This window comes from Enterococcus sp. DIV1304_2 (genome assembly GCF_050555445.1).
GTDB classification, from domain to species: Bacteria; Bacillota; Bacilli; order Lactobacillales; family Enterococcaceae; genus Enterococcus_B; species Enterococcus_B pernyi.
On record NZ_CP187851.1, the window covers coordinates 782,564 to 799,304 of the forward strand.

A 16,741-nucleotide genomic window follows, 5' to 3' on the forward strand; every position below is an offset into this window, starting at 1 on the left:
AAATAAGAAATTGTGGTAGCATAAGTTTTTGAGGGGGAATCAGTCATGAAATTAACCGTTTTAGGTTGCTTAGGTGCATATCCTTATAAAAAACAAGGAACGACGAGTTATCTGTTGCAAGCTGATCAATTTAATTTGTTGATTGATGCAGGGAGCGCAACGCTTGTGAAATTGGAAGACCATCTTGATCCGCTTGCTTTAGATGCTGTGATCATCAGCCATTATCATCATGACCATATCGCAGATCTAGGTGTTTTGCAATATGAATGGCAATTGCATCCAAACAGAGATCAGGAAAAGCTATTACCAATCTATGGACATACGAAAGATGCCAGTCATTTTGAACAATTGACGATGCCAGGAGTGTCCCAAGGAGTGGCATATGATCCAACCCAAGAACTTGAAGTCGGACCATTTTCGATCACGTTCTTGGAAACGATTCATCCAGTGGTTTGTTATGCCATGCGTATTGTCGAAAGAGCCACCGGAAAAGTACTTGTTTTTACAGGAGATTCTGGCTATTTAGAGAGTTTTATTCCCTTCGCTAAAGAGGCGGATCTCTTTTTGGCAGACACGTATCTTTTTGCAGGAAATGAGCGACACAAAGCGCATTTCACTTCAAAAGAATCTGGAGAAATCGCAAAAGCGGCAAAAGTCAAAAAACTGGTTTTGACACACTTGCCACAATTCGGTGACCTAACACAATTAGAGAATGAAGCAAAAGAAGCGGCTGGAGAAGAAATCGAAGTTGCTTTAGCTGAAGTCGATAAAGTGTTTGATATATAGGAGGACGAGCAGAATGATTTTTGTACCAAATGAAAACCATGATCCAAGAGTAAATTTAGCAATCGAGACCTTTTTACTCCAAGAGATGCCATTAGAAGAACCAATCTTGCTTTTTTACATCAATGAACCGTCAATCATTATTGGTCGAAATCAAAACACGATCGAAGAAATCAATCGTGAATATGTTGAAGAACATGGCATCCATGTGGTACGTCGTTTAAGCGGTGGTGGAGCAGTATATCATGATTTTGGTAACTTGAATTTCAGTTTCATCATGCCAGATGATGGGGATTCGTTCCGTGACTTTGCGAAGGTGACTAAACCAATCATCCAAGCGTTACACGAATTAGGTATTTCAGGTGCCGAATTAAAAGGACGTAATGACCTGGTAATCGATGGCTTGAAGTTTTCAGGGAATGCTATGTATGCTACAAATGGTCGAATGTTTGCACATGGAACGATCATGTTCGATTCAGACATTGATGAGGTAGTCAATGCGCTGAAAGTGAAAAAAGAAAAAATCGAATCCAAAGGAATCAAATCGATTCGTTCACGAGTTACAAATATCAAACCATTCTTACCTGAGGAAAAACAAGGGATGACAACCGAAGAATTTCGTGAAGACATTCTTTTGAAAATTTTCGGCGTATCTTCAGTAGAAGACGTAAAGACCTATGAATTGACAGAAAAAGATTGGGAAAAAATCAATCAAATTTCTGAGCAGTATTATCGAAATTGGGATTGGAATTATGGAAAATCACCAGATTTCAACTTTTCACGCCAAAAACGCTTTTCGATTGGGTCGATCGAGGTACATCTGAATGTCTCAGAAGGGATAATCGAGGATGTAAAAATCTTCGGCGATTTCTTTGGTCTAGGAGATATCAAAGATGTTGAACAAGTGTTGACAGGGTTAAAATATGACAAATCTACCTTACAAGAAGCAGTTGAAACCATCGATATCAAGAAATACTTTGGTGCGATCGAAGCACAAGATTTATTGGAACTACTGTACTAAATGAGATTGTGACAGAAGCGACTTGATCTGAGCAGTGAGATAGAAAATTGAAAAATATTTTTTTCATATTTTACAATTTGTTAGCTTAATGTTGAAGGTCAGCTTCTGGAACACCGTTTATTTGGTTCTAGGGGATAAGATGACCAATGTCTCATACCCGACAAATCTGTAAGATAACATAAAGGCCTTCAAAAACAGTCTGTTGACTGATTTTGAAGGTCTTTATTTAGCCAGGAGATATATTGATTTTTAAGCGATCGACCCACTTATCTTTTTCTTGGACCAAGGTGCTGCTGTATTTGTCGAGCGTGGTCTGGATCATCATCAAGTCATACTGTTCCTGTCGTATCAATTCTTCTGTCACATGTTTGGAAAAAATATTTTTCTCATAGTGTGTACTGTGCTCACAGTGGATCTGGATGTGAGAATTGATTTCTTGGATCGATAAATAGATTTCTCGATGCAAAGGATTTTCAATGGCTTGTGTTTCGCGAAACGAATGCTCTAAAATATGGATGAGTAATTGTGTGAAATCTTCATCATGGATCGGTAAAGAAGCTGGGATGTGGGTGTGAAAATCAACCTTGATATTCTTTTTAGCAGCGACTTCTTGATATCTAGCCAAAATCAAATTTGTTAGTTGGTGACCTGTCGGAAAAAGAGACAAATCCAATCGTCTTGTTTCGTCTACGATGCGTTTTAAGTAAGTTTTCACTTCGGCTTGTTCATTTGTATCAATCAATTGACTCAGTTCTTCCATTTGTACAACAAAGTCATTTTTTGCTTGATCGATTTGTTGGATCTGTGCTTGGATTTTTGCATAATGTGTTTCGATCAGATCTGTTTTAGTTTGTAAGAAAAGACGTTCTTTATGATAACTATCGATTTTCATGATATTCTCCATGATATTGTACCCGACAATAACAATCAGGAGAATCACAAATAAGAGCGTGGACCAGTTGATGATCGAATGCCCAATCCCTAAGGCAGTTTGAATATAAAACATACAATGAAAGATAGCGATCAAAACGATCCAAGGACTACATACAGTGAAAAAACGATTTTGTTTATATGCTTCACCGATACTTGCTATAGAAGTAACTAGAGTGCTTACAACACTAACAACACTAGCAAAGGGCATCAATTCAGGTAATTCAAAATCTGAAAATAATGCATAAAGTAAGATGTTGGCAAAAACAAATGTTTGGAAATAGCAGAAATAACCATACCATTTCTGATAGTTTGTCATTTTGGACTGATAGTAAAAAATAATCAGTATAGAAGTCAAGATTGCAAATAAGTGTGAAAAAATCGAATGTACGATTGGTTCAAAAAGAACACCGCTCAAGATATCTTCCGAAATCGATTCAAATCCAAGCACGAAAGAAAATAGGCTCAAAATCAATAATGAACGATCTAATCTATTATGCCTGTAGAGAATATAGCTAGTCCAGATCAACAATCCGATGGCGATAACGAAAGCCAAGATCATCGCGATGACTTGTGGGATCGATTGTGAAAAAATGAAGCTGATCATTGGACTGGTGGTCCCCAAATAAACTTTGGGTGTTAGACCAGCATAATTTTGATAAGGCGAGGAAACAACGATTTTCAACGTCTTGCCTACATAGGGCTCTGGTAGATCGATGATCGATAAAGACAATCCAGGATTGTTTCGTGCGCTTTCTTTGGAGCGACTGTAGAGTAGCGTGTCATCTAATGAGACACTTAACCATTGATGATTGCCTTTGATCAAGAGATTGGCATCCGCCAATTCTTTATGTAGAGTAGTTTCCATTATAAATGGTTCATTCTTGTCGATGGACGGCATGTAGTCGATATGGTTACTGTCGAACTGAAAATAAGGATCGTGCTCGGAATAATAGACCCATGAATCATCAATCTGAGACATTTGTTTATTGTCGATTGGCGTGAAGAGGTAATGAAAAAAATAAGCGATACTTATTATAAATAACGATGCAAATATAATAAGTACGCTCCATTTGATTTTCATAGAGAATGGTATAATTTTATTAAGTCTGTTATTAAAAAGAACCGTAGACAAATCTCCTTTAATCAATTATCTAATTCCAGAGTAAACTTTTTTCATTTAACAGTCAATTTTTAGCTATTTTTATCGTTTTTTTTGTTTGCTTGTTTATTTTTTTATAGAGAATCCTCAAACTGAGTATTAATATTGTCAAAAAAATTTCGTTATTATATTATAGATTTAATAAAATGTTTTTTAAGGAGGTTCAATGTGCCTATCTATAAAAAAATAACTTTTTTCAGTTCGATTTCGTTAGTGGTTCTTTTAGCAATCATTTTGTGTGTCGTGCTACTCCCTCGAGTATTTGGGCTGACACCGCATATCATTGATGATCAAGCGATGGCATCGTCTTATGCAGAAGGAAGTCTGATCTATGTACAGAAAAGAAAGACAGATACGATTTTAGTTGGAGATGTGATCACCTACTATGAAAATTCAGGTAAACATATCGTGACAAGAAGGGTCGTTGCTATTGAAGATCAACACCAGTATTTTTACACGAAAGCTGATGGAAAAACGCAAATCGAAGTTGAAGCAGTACGAGATCGTAATATTATTGGCACGCCTATATTCAAGATCCCGTACATAGGGTTATTGTTCTCACGGCATGCGTTCAATTGGATGAAATGGGTATTCCTAGGAATCGCTGTGTGCTTGTCCTCCATTACAGCTTGGCATACCTACCTTGAGCTGAAACAACGTCGAGAGAAAGAAACTGATTTTTTTTCTGACATGTAATAATCATATTTTTATTTACCAGCTTCTCCCTCTTGTCGAAAGATAGGTTTCTTCGTATAATGTTTGGAAGAGGAGGGGAAGTATGCGTAATGAAATGATGCATCGTCCCGTTGTAAAAGAAGAGTTATTGGATTTTATGCGGACAAAACAAAAACAGTTAACTGGAGAATTGGGGAAAGTTGAAGAGGAAGCACATGCGGCGGAAGTGCCGATCATTCCTCATGAGACGGTCGTCTTTTTGCAGTTTTTATTAGGACAGATCAAACCAAAAGAAGTGCTTGAAATTGGAGCTGCGATTGGTTTTTCCTCTAGTTTGATGGCACAAGTCATTGGAAAAGAAGGTCATGTGACGACGATCGATCGCTTTGACGTGATGATCAGAAAAGCGAAAGCAACGTATGAGCGTTTAGAGATGACGGATCGAGTGACATTATTAGAAGGCCAAGCGGCTGATATTTTGCCAACATTGACAGGTCCGTATGACTTTATATTTATGGATAGTGCAAAATCAAAATATATCGAATTCTTGCCTGAATGCCTTCGTGTATTGAAAAAAGGCGGCGTCTTGATGGTTGATGATATTTTTCAAGGAGGGACGATTCTTCTGTCAGATGAAGAGATCCCAAGAGGAAAACGAGCGATCCATCGTAAATTGAATGAATTTCTACGCGTGGTCATGGAACATCCGGATTTGACCTCTACGTTGTTACCTTTGGGTGATGGTGTGATTTTGATCACGAAAGAGGCAGAAACAATCGACTTATAATTGCCAGATTTTTTAGTAAAGATTCAAAAGAATGCTAGCTAAGCTAAGCGAGTAGCTAAGTCAATTTCATTGATAGCAAGGCAGAAGTTGAAAGTAGGAAATCTATCCAATCAAGTTCTGCCTTACTATGTTGAACGAAACAGACTTTCATGTTCTATGTTAAAATGACAAGTCGATCGTAGCAAAAAATTATAATATGAAAATCGTGGCTGTATTTTTATAGTAAAATCTGTAAGAAAAAAGTACGATAAAAATTTTTGTTTCATAAAATAACTATTTTGTATTGACATAAGCTTTCAATTTATCTATAATTATTTTTGTTCCGCTAAAGCTGTCATAGTAGCTCAGCTGGATAGAGCATCCGCCTTCTAAGCGGACGGTCGGGGGTTCGAATCCCTCCTGTGACGTAAAAAACCGTTAGAAACTTTTGTTTCTAGCGGTTTTTTTGTCTCTTGTGCTAAATAAGATTGATTCATCGCTGAGCGTTGAGGGTGTTAACTTGATCGGATAAACAATCGATGGTTCAAATTCCAAAAAGTAAAATGATAAAAAGTAAAATCAAATCATATAAGATATGCGCAAGCATAGGGATCAATAAGTTTTGTGTTTTTAACCAGGCATAGAGAGAAGGGGCATGAGCCAAACCAATAACAAAAATACATTGATAGAGATTTCCATCGTATACGGCATAATGGCTGAGACCAAAAACCAATAGAGAAATCGTACTAGCGCCCCAAATAGAAAATTTAGTACGCATAAATGTAGAAAGTAAAAGAAAGATCAAAACAAAAATCGCAGCAATATAAAGTTCTTCTCCAATCAGGCTCACGCTAAGCTGTGATAAATATAGAATTATTCCACCAACGTTTAACCCTTCGTACCAGTTATCTCCACCAGCATTTGCGGCCATGGTTTGATTCAGCAGTTTTCCAGTCAAGATAAAAATATCTGAAAGTAGTGAACCAAGGATAAGGATAAAAGCAATCCAACGCCAATCTCTCTTATTGAGTTTTTTGAATAAAGTGTTTGTGTTGTTCCAACCAATCAGTATGATTAAAGCAAGCGCTCCCCCTATAGGTAAAAAGGTCCAATCTAACCTACCTGAGAAGATCGGATAAGATGTCATCATTCCCCAATCAGCAAAAATTAAAATAATGAGTGCTAAGAGTGACCGCCACAGATTGAATTTGACAGTTATAAACATTGCGAACATTAAATAACTCCTCCTATAAATAAAATCAACAAAGGGCGATTGTAACATTGAGATGGAATATCGAGAAATAATTTGCTGTCATTTTTAGCGTTTGATTAGAGACATCATAAGTAGATAAAAATGGAATGAATACGAGTACTCAGTAAATTAGCCTTTTTTGACAATAGAATAATTTGCTTATCAAAAGGAAAAAAAGATCTTTTTAATCATTACCTATTTTTTTTGAAGTTTTTTCATTTGGATCAATATAGGGAAAGTAGATATCTATGATAAAATAAAGTAACAACATCAACTGGACGATTAATAAGGACTGATGTTCCTTAGATCGAAAATCGAATGGGTGTATTTCAAGAGAGGATAAAGGGGAGCGCTTATGTTAATCACCAAAAAATGGATGGATCGTTTAACAAGTCCGTATCGAACATCAGGAATGCTTCGCTGTTTAGCGGAATCTCAGAGTTTGGACAGTATCAGTAGTAAAGTGATTTTATTGATCGATGAGACCAAAGTGACGATTTTATTTTTGAATTTTTTTCAAACGAAGGTTATTGATCATCTCACGTATGAACGCACAGCGATCGAAGAGGAACAAGTAACATTAGGTGGCGGTTTATCAGTTATCTGGCGTTTTTCCACTGGCAGTAAACATTGGCGGTTTCGAATCATCAAAAAAATCATCCCTTTAGGTGATGAACAAAGAGAATTTTTGATGCAACTCGAGTAAGGATATCACTTACGAAAAAAAGAAGAACACTAGCAACGATATTGTCGTTGCATAGTCGTTCTTCTTTTTTATTAAAACCGTGTGATGATGTCATCTAAAATAGCAATCAATTCTTCTTTCTCCACGTTTAGATTTCCATTGATCCACTCAGTCAGGACACTGGTAGTGCCGGAAATAGAAAAAAGAACCTCTACTTTAATTTTGATATCTTTCATATCTAATTGTTCTTCGTCCATGATTCTTTTTATCAGGATCTGCGTAAGTTGGACAGAGAGTTCATCATCCATGAAATCATTGAAGAAAAAGTGAAAAACAGCTTTGTTCTCATCTACATGATTGACTAAAGTATGGACGAATCGGCGAAAGTCATATTGCTCTTTGTTGGGGTAAGTTTGATCGAAGATATCTGTCAGTGTACAAATCGATTCTTCAATGATTTTTGAACGCAAATCATAGATATCCTCATAGTGAGTATAAAACGTCCCTCTCCCGATATCTGCTTGTTGTGAAAGCTCCGCAATCGTGATTTTATTGATGGGTTTTTCTTTCGTTAAATCTAAAAAGGCTTGTTTGATTGCGTACTTCGTTCTTTTGCTTCGACGATCCATTTGTATCTCCTTTTTTAGACAGTATCTTTCTAAGTGTTCATTATTGGACAGATGTTGAATCATTGCCTATAGGAAGTCACTTTTTAAGTAATTATAATAAAGTTACGTAAAGAAAGAAAGTTTTGTTTCAAAAGGAGTAGATGGATATGGAAAAATTAACGATTCGTTCAATTGATAGAAAAGACTTAAACAAAGCAAGTGAATTTGCAGCACAAGGGATGAATTTTTCGAGCTATACAGAAAATCCTATTGCACTTTATCTCTATCGTCAGTATGCATTTACAGGCGCATTGATGAAATCAACCGTCACATTAGGTGCGTATCTAGACGGTCAATTTGTCGGCTTTCTTTTTGCTCGCTTCGATGGGGAAACAAAAGTTCCTGTTGGATGGGGGAGACGCTTGTTTGTCAACGTAGCAGAAAAATTGATGGGATTGACCGGATATCGAGAGGCGATAGGAACTTATGACCAAGCCAATCAAACAATGTATCATGAATTTGCATCCACTCATCCAGAAGGCGAAGTCACTTATTTCGCTGTTGATCCCACATTGATGGGTAAGCGGATTGGTTCACGCTTGTTAGAAGAAATAGAGAGACGCTATAAAAATAAGCGAATATTTCTCTATACAGACTCTAACTGCAACTACCAATTTTACTTAAAAAAAGGATTTACCATTTTTGGTCGCCAACCAGTCGATCTAGATGGAGGAGAATCAATGACCTGCTACTTACTAAGCACGACCTTATGACTAAATAAAGACTACTGCTACAGGTCGGGACAGAAGTGTTTAGTCTTATTTCCGAAGAGGTTACTTCTGTTCCCGCCGTTTATTCAGTTTTATAATATGCAAAAGGAGTAATGTTCCCGTCACTTGTTTGTATTGTTACACTCTTGATTTTTGAGAGTAAGTTACAGAAAAAAAACAACAGTTCCTTTATAATCAAAGAGAGATCGTTTTCGTTTGGTACTTATAGCAATGATCCAGCTAAAAAAAGACGGTCGATCGCCGATTTTAGAAAGGAAGAAAACAGATGACATTATTATCTCAAATTTTAGTTACACTTGTTGCCTTGGAATTTCTTTATATCATGTATATTGAAACTTTTGCGACGGAATCTGCAACAACTAGTCGAGTCTTCAACATGCCGAAGGAAGAATTAGGACGTCAGTCCGTACAGACTTTATTTAAGAATCAAGGGATCTATAATGGGTTACTTGGTGTAGCATTGGTGTACGGCGCTTATTTTTCAAATGCACCAAAAGAAATCACGGGGCTATTATTGATCTATATTTTGCTGGTGGCGGCTTATGGTAGCTTTACTAGTGATCGCTTGATCATCGTCAAACAAGGTGGGTTAGCAGCGATTGCACTCATTACGTTATTCTTTTAGAATATAAAAGAATAACTGCTGAAAAAAATTATGAAAGTTTGTGAAAAAACTTACTTTAATCAACAAAATATGCTATCCTGTAACGTGCATTTTATCAATTTTTTATGAAAATGGGGTAGTAGTGTTGTTAAAGAATTATATTGGTTTATTGAAAAAAGAATTTTCTGGTTATAATCTTTCAGTATTTCAAAAAGATTTATTGGCAGGTATTACAGTCGCGGCGGTTGCTTTGCCACTCGCTTTAGCTTTCGGTGTTTCAAGTGGGGCAGACGCAGCTGCTGGTCTGATCACTGCTGTAATTGCTGGTCTAGTCATTGGTGGTTTATCTGGTGGGTTCTATCAGATTTCTGGTCCTACTGGCGCGATGGCAGCAATCTTGATGTCGATTGCCGCAAAACAAGGAATGCAAGGCGTCTTACTGGCTACTTTTTTGGCTGGAGTTCTTTTACTCGCTGCAGGTGTCTTACGATTAGGAACGCTGACTTCATTTATCCCTGCACCTGTCATCACAGGGTTTACCTCTGGTATTGCAATCATTATTGCTTTAGGTCAGATCGATAATTTATTCGGTGTTCATTCAGAAGGGGCCAATGTGATGGAAAAATTGGCTAGTTATCAAAACTTAGGCTTTGAAATTTCCTTTCCAACGATTTTAATGGGAAGTTTGGTCATTATTGGGATGTTGGTTTATCCCAAAAAATGGGGGCAAAAGATCCCAAGCTCATTGTTGGCAATCATCCTCACAACTGCATTGATGATGATCGTTGATTGGCCAATTGCGACCGTAGGGGAAATTCCCCAAACGTTGTTCAGTAGTAATCGTTTGGTACTTGGTGATTTTAGTTTGTCAGCGATCCAAACAGTGATTGTACCAGCAATCAGCATTGCACTGTTAGGTATGATCGAAAGTTTGTTGTGTGGTGCTTCGGCAGGCCGAATGGCGAATCGTCAGTTAGATAGTAATCAGGAGTTGGTCGCACAAGGAATTGGTAATCTACTGTTACCATTTTTTGGTGGGATTCCAGCTACAGCAGCCATTGCTCGAACGAGTGTCGCAATCAAATCCGGTGCTCAAACCAGAGTAGCTGGAATGATCCATGCAATCGTATTGTTTCTATCCATGCTTATTTTTGCACCAATCATGTCGAACATTCCGATGCCAGCATTAGCAGGTGTATTGATCGTCACTGCTTGGCGTATGAATGAATGGGAAACGATCAAAGAACTATTCGCTAAAAGATACTGGTCAGCGCTTCTTCTATTTTTCTTGACAATGGGGTGTACAGTGATTTTTGATCTAAGTATTGCAATCGTTATAGGAATTATTAGTGGGTGTGTATTTTTTATTGTTAAGAGTGCAGCCATCACGATCTCAGTGGAGGAAATCGACTGGCAGCGAATGAGCTTACCGGAAACGAAAAAGTTGGATAATTGGGCAGTTGTTTATATCAGTGGTCCTTTATTCTTCATGTCCGCCGAACGATTGAAAGCGACGTTAACAGAATTAGCAGATAAAGAAGGAATCATTTTTTCAATGCGCGGGGTGCCAAGTATTGATTTGACGGCGCAAAGTTTATTTGAAGAATTTCAAGAAAAAGCTGCTATGAAAGAACAAACGATTATTTACACCTCGTTACAACCAGAAGTGGAAAAGCAATTGCAACATCTTTGGGAAAAACAAAAGACAGAACAACATCTGACGGTGGCTCATGCGCTGACCTCTTTACACAAACAATATATGTTAGACAGTGAAATATAGTCAGTGGATTCGCTAAAAAAAAATTGTGGCTGCCGCCTGTTCTAAGGTAAAATAAGTTTATAGACGTTCGGGAGGTAGGAATGGATGAATATCAAACAAGTGAGTGAAGAAAAAGGAATCTCTGCGGATACGTTACGCTACTATGAACGAATCGGTTTGATCCCACCGGTGAACCGAACAAACGGAGGTATCCGAGACTATACGGAAGAAGATTTACGTTGGGTCGATTTCACCTTATGTATGCGTAGTGCGGGTTTATCGATTGAATCTTTGACGGAATATATTCGTTTATATAGCGCGGGTGATGAAACAATCCTTGCTCGTAGGGATCTTCTTATGAAAGAAAGTGAACAATTGGCAAAAAAAATTGCAGAGATGCAAGCTTGTCAGGAACGTCTCCAAAAGAAAATCGCGCGTTATAACCAAGATTTGGTCAAAGGAGATCCAATCTTAGTTTGATTTAGTCGCTAAAACCAATAACCAACCAATCGATCATGATTTGAAAGACTGGTTGGTTATTTTGTTGCTTTTACTTTTTTTCAGCAAGTATTTTTCCAAGTTCTTGCCAATCTTCTAAAATCGTTTCTGTCAGTGTTCGATTATAAAAAATGGCCGCTGGGTGGAAGAGGGGAAGAACACGATACTGTTTAGTGGAAAATTGATAAGCATCATGCTGTGGATTCAACTCTAAGACTGGTCCGGTATACAGTTTTCCATGATTTTTTGAAATCGTATAGCCGTTACCTAATAAACGTTGTAGCCCAATATTGCCTAGTGTGGCAATCAAAGAGGGCTGTATATGTTGCAGTTCGTAATCTAAGATTGGTGCATGAGCAAAAACTTCCGTTTTACTGGGCGTTCGATTCGGATAAACGATCTCCTTTTTTTTTGTCCGTCCATTAATGCGTTGGACGATTCGATAAGGACGGCTTCTGACAGCGCTAGTAATATACACTTCATCTCGAGATAAACCGACTGATTTTAGTGCGTTCATCAACTCTTTGCCAGCTTGACCGCTAAATGGAATGTGATTCTCAATTTCTGTTTTACCAGGGGCTTCGCCAACTAACATCAATTTGGGTCGGATAGGACCTTGCCCAGCGACAAATCCTTCCACACGGTGTCCTTGAATACGCCGAGTTGCTTCGTCAATCAAATGTTTTGGGTAATCCATAGTATCAACTCCTATTCTTGTCCATTATAGAAAGAAATCGTTCAATTGACGAATGATTGGCAAAATAAAAAAGTTGTTGACTATTATAGTAGGATTTGTTATTCTAGTAATGTTGTAATTGTGGTCTCCACAGCTACAACCGCACAGAATGAGTTTGATTAAGTGCAGGACACCCTGTCACTCTGGATGGCGAGTCTAAGTATGAAAATAAGGAGGTGCTTTAAAGCATGTACGCAATTATTAAAACAGGTGGTAAACAAGTAAAAGTTGAAGTTGGACAAACAATCTACATCGAAAAACTTGACGTTGAAGCAGGCGAAAAGGTTGTATTTGACGAAGTTATTTTAGTAGGTGGCGAAACTACGAAAGTAGGCGCTCCAACCGTTTCTGGTGCAACAGTTGAAGGTACAGTTGAAAAACACGGCAAACAAAAGAAAGTCGTTACTTTCAAATACAAACCTAAAAAACACTCACACCGTAAACAAGGTCACCGTCAACCATACACAAAAGTGGTTATCGACGCGATCAACGCTTAATCTGCGTTTGAGAAAGAAGGCCTAAACAATGATCAAAGGGACTTTTAAACGAAATGACGCTGGTCAAATCGTTTCATTTACTTTGACTGGGCACGCTGATGCCGGTCCTTACGGAAGTGATATCGTTTGTGCAGGTGTTTCTGCCTTAGCGATCAGCACTGTCAATGGGATTTCATCATTAGCTGGTTTTGAACCGATTGTTGACATGAATGAAGAAGAAGGCGGCTATTTGTACGTCGAAGTAATTTCACGATTGACACAAGAGCAAAACAATATTGCGGAAATCTTATTGGAGAATCTCCTATTAGGTTTACAATCGATCGAAGCTGAAAACCCAGAATATATCCAAACAAAAACAATTAATGATAAATAGGAGGTGCAGACCATGTTGTTAACAATGAATCTACAATTATTCGCCCACAAAAAAGGTGGCGGTTCTACATCTAACGGCCGTGACTCAGAATCAAAACGTCTAGGTGCAAAACGTGCTGACGGACAAACAGTTACAGGTGGATCAATTCTTTACCGCCAACGCGGAACAAAAATTTATCCAGGTGTGAACGTAGGTATTGGTGGAGATGACACTTTATTTGCTAAAGTTGACGGTGTTGTTCGTTTTGAACGTAAAGGCCGCGACAAAAAACAAGTGTCTGTTTATCCAGTAGCTCAAGAAGCTTAATGAACAGTTGGCTCTATTCCTTGCCTAGCGAGGAATAGAGTTTTTTCATTTTTTCTGAATCAATAATGATTTCCGGCTCAAACAGAGTCAGGCTTTTTTTGCGTTAGGAGAATGATTGGCTGTAAAAATAGTTGGTTTACTATTTTCGCTAGTTCTAACTGGAAAAAGATATCGCGCAAAGTAAAAAAGAGATAATCGTTATCTGTTATCTGAAAAAATAGTACACGTTTAGACTTGTCTAAATTGCTTAATAAATAAACAACGAATGTTCTTTTTTATTTTAAGCGTGTCTTGTTTTCTTTTTTGATATAAATAGTTGACGAATAGTGATTAAATCAATAGTATTAGGTTTTAAGGACAAGAGAAGAGGGGCGAAAATATTGGCAAAACGAATTGACCGAATTTATACGTATGTCAAAGAAAAGACCGCTCATTTATCTATAGATGAAAACGATCAAGGTGTAACGACCCAAGAGATCGCGGAAGTTTTGGGTATTCAACGTACCAATAGTAGTAAAGATCTCAATAAATTAGTACGTGAAGGAAAACTAAAGAAAATGGATGGTCGTCCAGTTCGGTATGTCTATCAAGAAAGACCGACCATTGAGAAACCATTATCCAAATATGTACCTAGTTATAAAGAAGAATTGACTCACGTGAAAAAACCGAGTCTTCAAGTAGATACAAAAGATATTTTTGCCAAAATCATTGGCGCCAATGGTAGTATGAAAAATTCAGTGGAACAAGCAAAAGCTGCCATTTTGTATCCTCCCAGAGGGTTGAACTGTTTGATCACTGGTCCGACTGGTTCTGGAAAGACTTATTTTGCTCATGCGATGTTTCATTTTGCTAAAACCAACCATGTGGTGGAAGAAGACACAGAGTTGATCGTCTTTAACTGTGCGGACTATGCTAACAACCCTGAATTACTGATGAGTCATCTTTTCGGGTATGTCAAAGGTGCGTTTACAGGTGCGGAAGAAGAAAAAATGGGAATCATAGATCAAGCGGATGGCGGGATGCTTTTTTTGGATGAAATTCATCGACTACCACCCGAAGGACAAGAAATGATTTTTTACTTTATGGACCATGGTACCTATAGTCGATTGGGCGAAACAACGAAATCTCATGAAGCGAATGTTCGAATCGTCGGTGCAACGACTGAAGATCCAGGTTCGGCATTACTTGAGACATTTGTACGCCGTATTCCGATCAATATCAAGTTGCCTGCTTTTGACCGACGTCCAGCGAATGAAAAAATCGATTTAGTCAAAATCATGATCGCTCACGAAGCGAATCGTACGCAAAGAAAAATTTCTTTAACAGAAGATGTTGTGAAAGCGCTAATAGGCAGTGTTACTTATGGAAACATTGGACAGTTGAAGTCGAATATCCAATTAGTTTGTGCGCGTGGATTTTTGAATCACATGAATAAACCTGAAATATCGATCACGATCGATGATTTGACGGAAGGGATTCGTAGTGGGTTGATCCAATTGGCAAGTAATCGGAAAGAGATGGCAGAGTTATCTAAGATTCTTGATCCAAAAATCACGGTTTATCCGAACGATGATGTGATGCAGTTACAAGCGGACTCTTATGAGTTACCTTACAATTTATACGATATTATTGGCGATAAAGCAGCATTGCTGAAGTCAGACGGATTGGACCAAGAAGCCATCAATCATTTTATCTCAACGGATATCAATATCCATTTAAAGTCATTCTACAAAGATCATGGATTTTCATTTAATGCAGACAATAAGTTAGCAGAGTTTGTCGATCCTAAAATCATTGAAGTAACGAATCAGATTTATATGATGGTCAAGCAATCTTTACCATATGAGTTTCAACAAAATTTTATTTATGCGATGAGTCTGCATATCAGTTCTTTTCTAAAACGAATCCATTTAGGAGAAGAGCGGCATACAAATGATAATATCCGAGAAATGGCCATTGATTTTCCTGAGGAATACGCACTGGCGAAAGAAGTACGGAAACATATCGAAATGTATTTCCAAGTGGAGATCCCAGAAAGTGAAGATTACTATTTGACTGTATTACTTGTTTCATTACGAGCCAATCAAGCAAGTGGTCGGATCGGGGTCGTTGTGGCTGCACATGGCAATAGTACCGCAAGCAGTATGGTGCAAGTGGTTCAACAGTTGCTAGATGCGGATAACGTCCGGGCAGTGGATATGCCACTAGACATGGACCCTAAAACTGCTTTAAGTCGGATTGAGCGTAGTGTGCAAGAAGTAGATGAGGGGAGTGGAACGATTCTTCTGGTGGACATGGGTTCGCTTGCGTCCTTCAATGCTCAGATACAGCAAGATACGGGTATCCCTGTCCGAACAGTCGATATGGTCACGACTTCTTTAGTTTTAGAAACAGTACGTAAAGTGTCGGTGCTGGGAACAGATCTTGACTTGCTATATGAATCCTTGAAGAATTTCCGAGGGTATGCTGAAGTCTCAAGTGGAAATGTTGCAGAAGCGGACGACAAACAACGAAAGGCCGTAGTGGCGATCTGTGCCTCAGGAGAGGGAACAGCACAACGAATCAAATCGTTGATCGAGCGTGCAGTCAGTAAAAGACAAGAAGCTCAATTGGAAGTAATTGCTTTGTCCATCGTTGATTTGAAAACTAAGCTACCAAATATCCAAAAAAATTATCAAATCATTGCGACAACTGGGATCACGGACCCACATATCGATGCACCATTCATTCCTTTGGAAAGATTTATTGATCAAAACATTGAGGTGATTTTAGATCAATTACTGTTAGAATCAGAGTTAGATGAAACCGAAGATGTTTTATTAAATGAAGAAACAGCCAAAAGTACATGTGTGTCATTTATCGCAGATAATTTTACATTTATCAATGGAGAAAAGTTAATCGATCCTCTCTGGAAATTTGCAGATGGGTTAATGGATTCAGCAAGCATTGATGTAAAAGAATACGGATTTATGATCAACCTTGTTCTACATGCGGCGGGAATGATTGAGCGTGTCATCTTAAATGAACCGCTCTCTTTAGAAAATCAAGATAATCGTTCGATTAAAAACGATCCGCTCTATGTTAAAATTGTTGGGCCACTAAATGATTTAGAAGAAAAGATCAAAGTGAAGTTTCCGTTAGAAGAAGTGTATTATCTATTGAAAATGATCACTAACCATTTGGAGAAAAAAGAATACACTAATGAAGATATACACAAAAACGATACACTAAAATAGTGTATCGTTTTTGTGTATTGTATAAGAAACCATTAAATAAAGCAGTGTATCTTTAAAAA

At 37.9% G+C, this 16,741-nt stretch carries 17 protein-coding genes, 1 tRNA gene and 1 other annotated feature; of the genes, 14 read left to right on the top strand and 4 right to left on the bottom strand.

The window, feature by feature from the left end:
• Positions 1 to 45 precede the first annotated feature (45 nt).
• Positions 46 to 786, top strand: coding sequence for an MBL fold metallo-hydrolase (locus IGJ14_RS03700; protein WP_062805527.1), 741 nt, complete (start codon positions 46 to 48; stop codon positions 784 to 786).
• Positions 787 to 799: 13 nt separating this feature from the next.
• Complete coding sequence (locus IGJ14_RS03705) at positions 800 to 1,804, top strand: lipoate--protein ligase (protein ID WP_019723714.1); 1,005 nt, start codon at positions 800 to 802, stop codon at positions 1,802 to 1,804.
• 226 nt (positions 1,805 to 2,030) lie between these two features.
• On the opposite strand, the gene IGJ14_RS03710 is transcribed toward IGJ14_RS03705, so the two are convergent.
• Positions 2,031 to 3,818: a hypothetical protein gene (locus IGJ14_RS03710; protein WP_195273409.1), complete on the bottom strand. Its 1,788-nt coding sequence runs from the start codon at positions 3,816 to 3,818 to the stop codon at positions 2,031 to 2,033.
• 246 nt (positions 3,819 to 4,064) lie between these two features.
• Between IGJ14_RS03710 and IGJ14_RS03715 the strand changes: the two genes are divergently transcribed.
• The 3 genes from IGJ14_RS03715 (at position 4,065) to IGJ14_RS03725 (ending at position 5,765) form a co-directional block, all read left to right on the top strand.
• Positions 4,065 to 4,592 (top strand): signal peptidase I, encoded by a 528-nt coding sequence (locus tag IGJ14_RS03715; RefSeq protein WP_023519280.1) that lies wholly within the window; start codon positions 4,065 to 4,067, stop codon positions 4,590 to 4,592.
• An 82-nt stretch (positions 4,593 to 4,674) separates the two neighbouring features.
• Positions 4,675 to 5,358 carry an O-methyltransferase gene (locus IGJ14_RS03720; protein WP_010736023.1) on the top strand — a complete coding sequence of 228 codons (684 nt, stop codon included), beginning with the start codon at positions 4,675 to 4,677 and terminating at the stop codon, positions 5,356 to 5,358.
• Between the two features lie 333 nt (positions 5,359 to 5,691).
• Positions 5,692 to 5,765 (top strand) — tRNA-Arg (locus IGJ14_RS03725).
• Positions 5,766 to 5,881: 116 nt separating this feature from the next.
• Here the strand turns inward: IGJ14_RS03725 and IGJ14_RS03730 are convergent.
• Entirely contained in the window at positions 5,882 to 6,571 is a 690-nt protein-coding gene (locus IGJ14_RS03730) for a CPBP family glutamic-type intramembrane protease (protein WP_195273373.1), read from the bottom strand.
• Positions 6,572 to 6,944: 373 nt separating this feature from the next.
• Here IGJ14_RS03730 and IGJ14_RS03735 point away from each other — a divergent pair, with 373 nt between their 5' ends.
• Positions 6,945 to 7,295 carry a hypothetical protein gene (locus tag IGJ14_RS03735; protein ID WP_065096689.1) on the top strand — a complete coding sequence of 117 codons (351 nt, stop codon included), beginning with the start codon at positions 6,945 to 6,947 and terminating at the stop codon, positions 7,293 to 7,295.
• Positions 7,296 to 7,366: 71 nt separating this feature from the next.
• Here IGJ14_RS03735 and IGJ14_RS03740 read toward each other — a convergent pair whose 3' ends face one another.
• Complete coding sequence (locus tag IGJ14_RS03740; protein ID WP_065096688.1) at positions 7,367 to 7,903, bottom strand: TetR/AcrR family transcriptional regulator; 537 nt, start codon at positions 7,901 to 7,903, stop codon at positions 7,367 to 7,369.
• Positions 7,904 to 8,049: 146 nt separating this feature from the next.
• Between IGJ14_RS03740 and IGJ14_RS03745 the strand changes: the two genes are divergently transcribed.
• The 4 genes from IGJ14_RS03745 to IGJ14_RS03760 all read left to right on the top strand — a co-directional run bounded on the left by IGJ14_RS03745 (position 8,050) and on the right by IGJ14_RS03760 (position 11,516).
• Positions 8,050 to 8,655 carry a GNAT family N-acetyltransferase gene (locus IGJ14_RS03745; RefSeq protein ID WP_065096687.1) on the top strand — a complete coding sequence of 202 codons (606 nt, stop codon included), beginning with the start codon at positions 8,050 to 8,052 and terminating at the stop codon, positions 8,653 to 8,655.
• A 283-nt stretch (positions 8,656 to 8,938) separates the two neighbouring features.
• Positions 8,939 to 9,298: a DUF1304 domain-containing protein gene (locus tag IGJ14_RS03750; protein ID WP_010736017.1), complete on the top strand. Its 360-nt coding sequence runs from the start codon at positions 8,939 to 8,941 to the stop codon at positions 9,296 to 9,298.
• A gap of 124 nt (positions 9,299 to 9,422) precedes the next feature.
• Complete coding sequence (locus tag IGJ14_RS03755) at positions 9,423 to 11,057, top strand: SulP family inorganic anion transporter (protein ID WP_065096686.1); 1,635 nt, start codon at positions 9,423 to 9,425, stop codon at positions 11,055 to 11,057.
• An 84-nt stretch (positions 11,058 to 11,141) separates the two neighbouring features.
• The gene (locus IGJ14_RS03760; protein ID WP_065096685.1) at positions 11,142 to 11,516 is read left to right on the top strand and encodes a MerR family transcriptional regulator; all 375 of its coding nucleotides are present in this window, start codon (positions 11,142 to 11,144) and stop codon (positions 11,514 to 11,516) included.
• A gap of 70 nt (positions 11,517 to 11,586) precedes the next feature.
• On the opposite strand, the gene IGJ14_RS03765 is transcribed toward IGJ14_RS03760, so the two are convergent.
• Positions 11,587 to 12,231 carry a uracil-DNA glycosylase gene (locus tag IGJ14_RS03765; protein WP_065096684.1) on the bottom strand — a complete coding sequence of 215 codons (645 nt, stop codon included), beginning with the start codon at positions 12,229 to 12,231 and terminating at the stop codon, positions 11,587 to 11,589.
• A gap of 127 nt (positions 12,232 to 12,358) precedes the next feature.
• Positions 12,359 to 12,438, top strand: a sequence feature (ribosomal protein L21 leader region).
• A gap of 20 nt (positions 12,439 to 12,458) precedes the next feature.
• Here IGJ14_RS03765 and rplU point away from each other — a divergent pair.
• The 4 genes from rplU (at position 12,459) to IGJ14_RS03785 (ending at position 16,682) form a co-directional block, all read left to right on the top strand.
• Positions 12,459 to 12,767: a 50S ribosomal protein L21 gene (gene rplU, locus IGJ14_RS03770; protein ID WP_019723824.1), complete on the top strand. Its 309-nt coding sequence runs from the start codon at positions 12,459 to 12,461 to the stop codon at positions 12,765 to 12,767.
• Positions 12,768 to 12,795: 28 nt separating this feature from the next.
• Positions 12,796 to 13,140 (top strand): ribosomal-processing cysteine protease Prp, encoded by a 345-nt coding sequence (locus IGJ14_RS03775; protein WP_010736012.1) that lies wholly within the window; start codon positions 12,796 to 12,798, stop codon positions 13,138 to 13,140.
• A gap of 12 nt (positions 13,141 to 13,152) precedes the next feature.
• Positions 13,153 to 13,446, top strand: a complete 294-nt coding sequence (gene rpmA / locus IGJ14_RS03780; protein ID WP_010736011.1) for a 50S ribosomal protein L27 — start codon at positions 13,153 to 13,155, stop codon at positions 13,444 to 13,446.
• 380 nt (positions 13,447 to 13,826) lie between these two features.
• Complete coding sequence (locus IGJ14_RS03785) at positions 13,827 to 16,682, top strand: sigma 54-interacting transcriptional regulator (protein WP_430608294.1); 2,856 nt, start codon at positions 13,827 to 13,829, stop codon at positions 16,680 to 16,682.
• Positions 16,683 to 16,741: the final 59 nt, after the last annotated feature.

Excerpts from the sequence above, each read along its gene's own strand:
- IGJ14_RS03700 (WP_062805527.1), top strand. The coding sequence starts at position 46 with ATGAAATTAACCGTTTTAGGTTGCTTAGGTGCATATCCTTATAAAAAA.
- IGJ14_RS03705 (WP_019723714.1), top strand. The coding sequence starts at position 800 with ATGATTTTTGTACCAAATGAAAACCATGATCCAAGAGTAAATTTAGCA.
- IGJ14_RS03710 (WP_195273409.1), bottom strand. The coding sequence starts at position 3,818 with ATGAAAATCAAATGGAGCGTACTTATTATATTTGCATCGTTATTTATA.
- IGJ14_RS03720 (WP_010736023.1), top strand. The coding sequence starts at position 4,675 with ATGCGTAATGAAATGATGCATCGTCCCGTTGTAAAAGAAGAGTTATTG.
- IGJ14_RS03730 (WP_195273373.1), bottom strand. The coding sequence starts at position 6,571 with ATGTTCGCAATGTTTATAACTGTCAAATTCAATCTGTGGCGGTCACTC.
- IGJ14_RS03735 (WP_065096689.1), top strand. The coding sequence starts at position 6,945 with ATGTTAATCACCAAAAAATGGATGGATCGTTTAACAAGTCCGTATCGA.
- IGJ14_RS03740 (WP_065096688.1), bottom strand. The coding sequence starts at position 7,903 with ATGGATCGTCGAAGCAAAAGAACGAAGTACGCAATCAAACAAGCCTTT.
- IGJ14_RS03745 (WP_065096687.1), top strand. The coding sequence starts at position 8,050 with ATGGAAAAATTAACGATTCGTTCAATTGATAGAAAAGACTTAAACAAA.
- IGJ14_RS03750 (WP_010736017.1), top strand. The coding sequence starts at position 8,939 with ATGACATTATTATCTCAAATTTTAGTTACACTTGTTGCCTTGGAATTT.
- IGJ14_RS03760 (WP_065096685.1), top strand. The coding sequence starts at position 11,142 with ATGAATATCAAACAAGTGAGTGAAGAAAAAGGAATCTCTGCGGATACG.
- IGJ14_RS03765 (WP_065096684.1), bottom strand. The coding sequence starts at position 12,231 with ATGGATTACCCAAAACATTTGATTGACGAAGCAACTCGGCGTATTCAA.
- rplU (WP_019723824.1), top strand. The coding sequence starts at position 12,459 with ATGTACGCAATTATTAAAACAGGTGGTAAACAAGTAAAAGTTGAAGTT.
- IGJ14_RS03775 (WP_010736012.1), top strand. The coding sequence starts at position 12,796 with ATGATCAAAGGGACTTTTAAACGAAATGACGCTGGTCAAATCGTTTCA.
- rpmA (WP_010736011.1), top strand. The coding sequence starts at position 13,153 with ATGTTGTTAACAATGAATCTACAATTATTCGCCCACAAAAAAGGTGGC.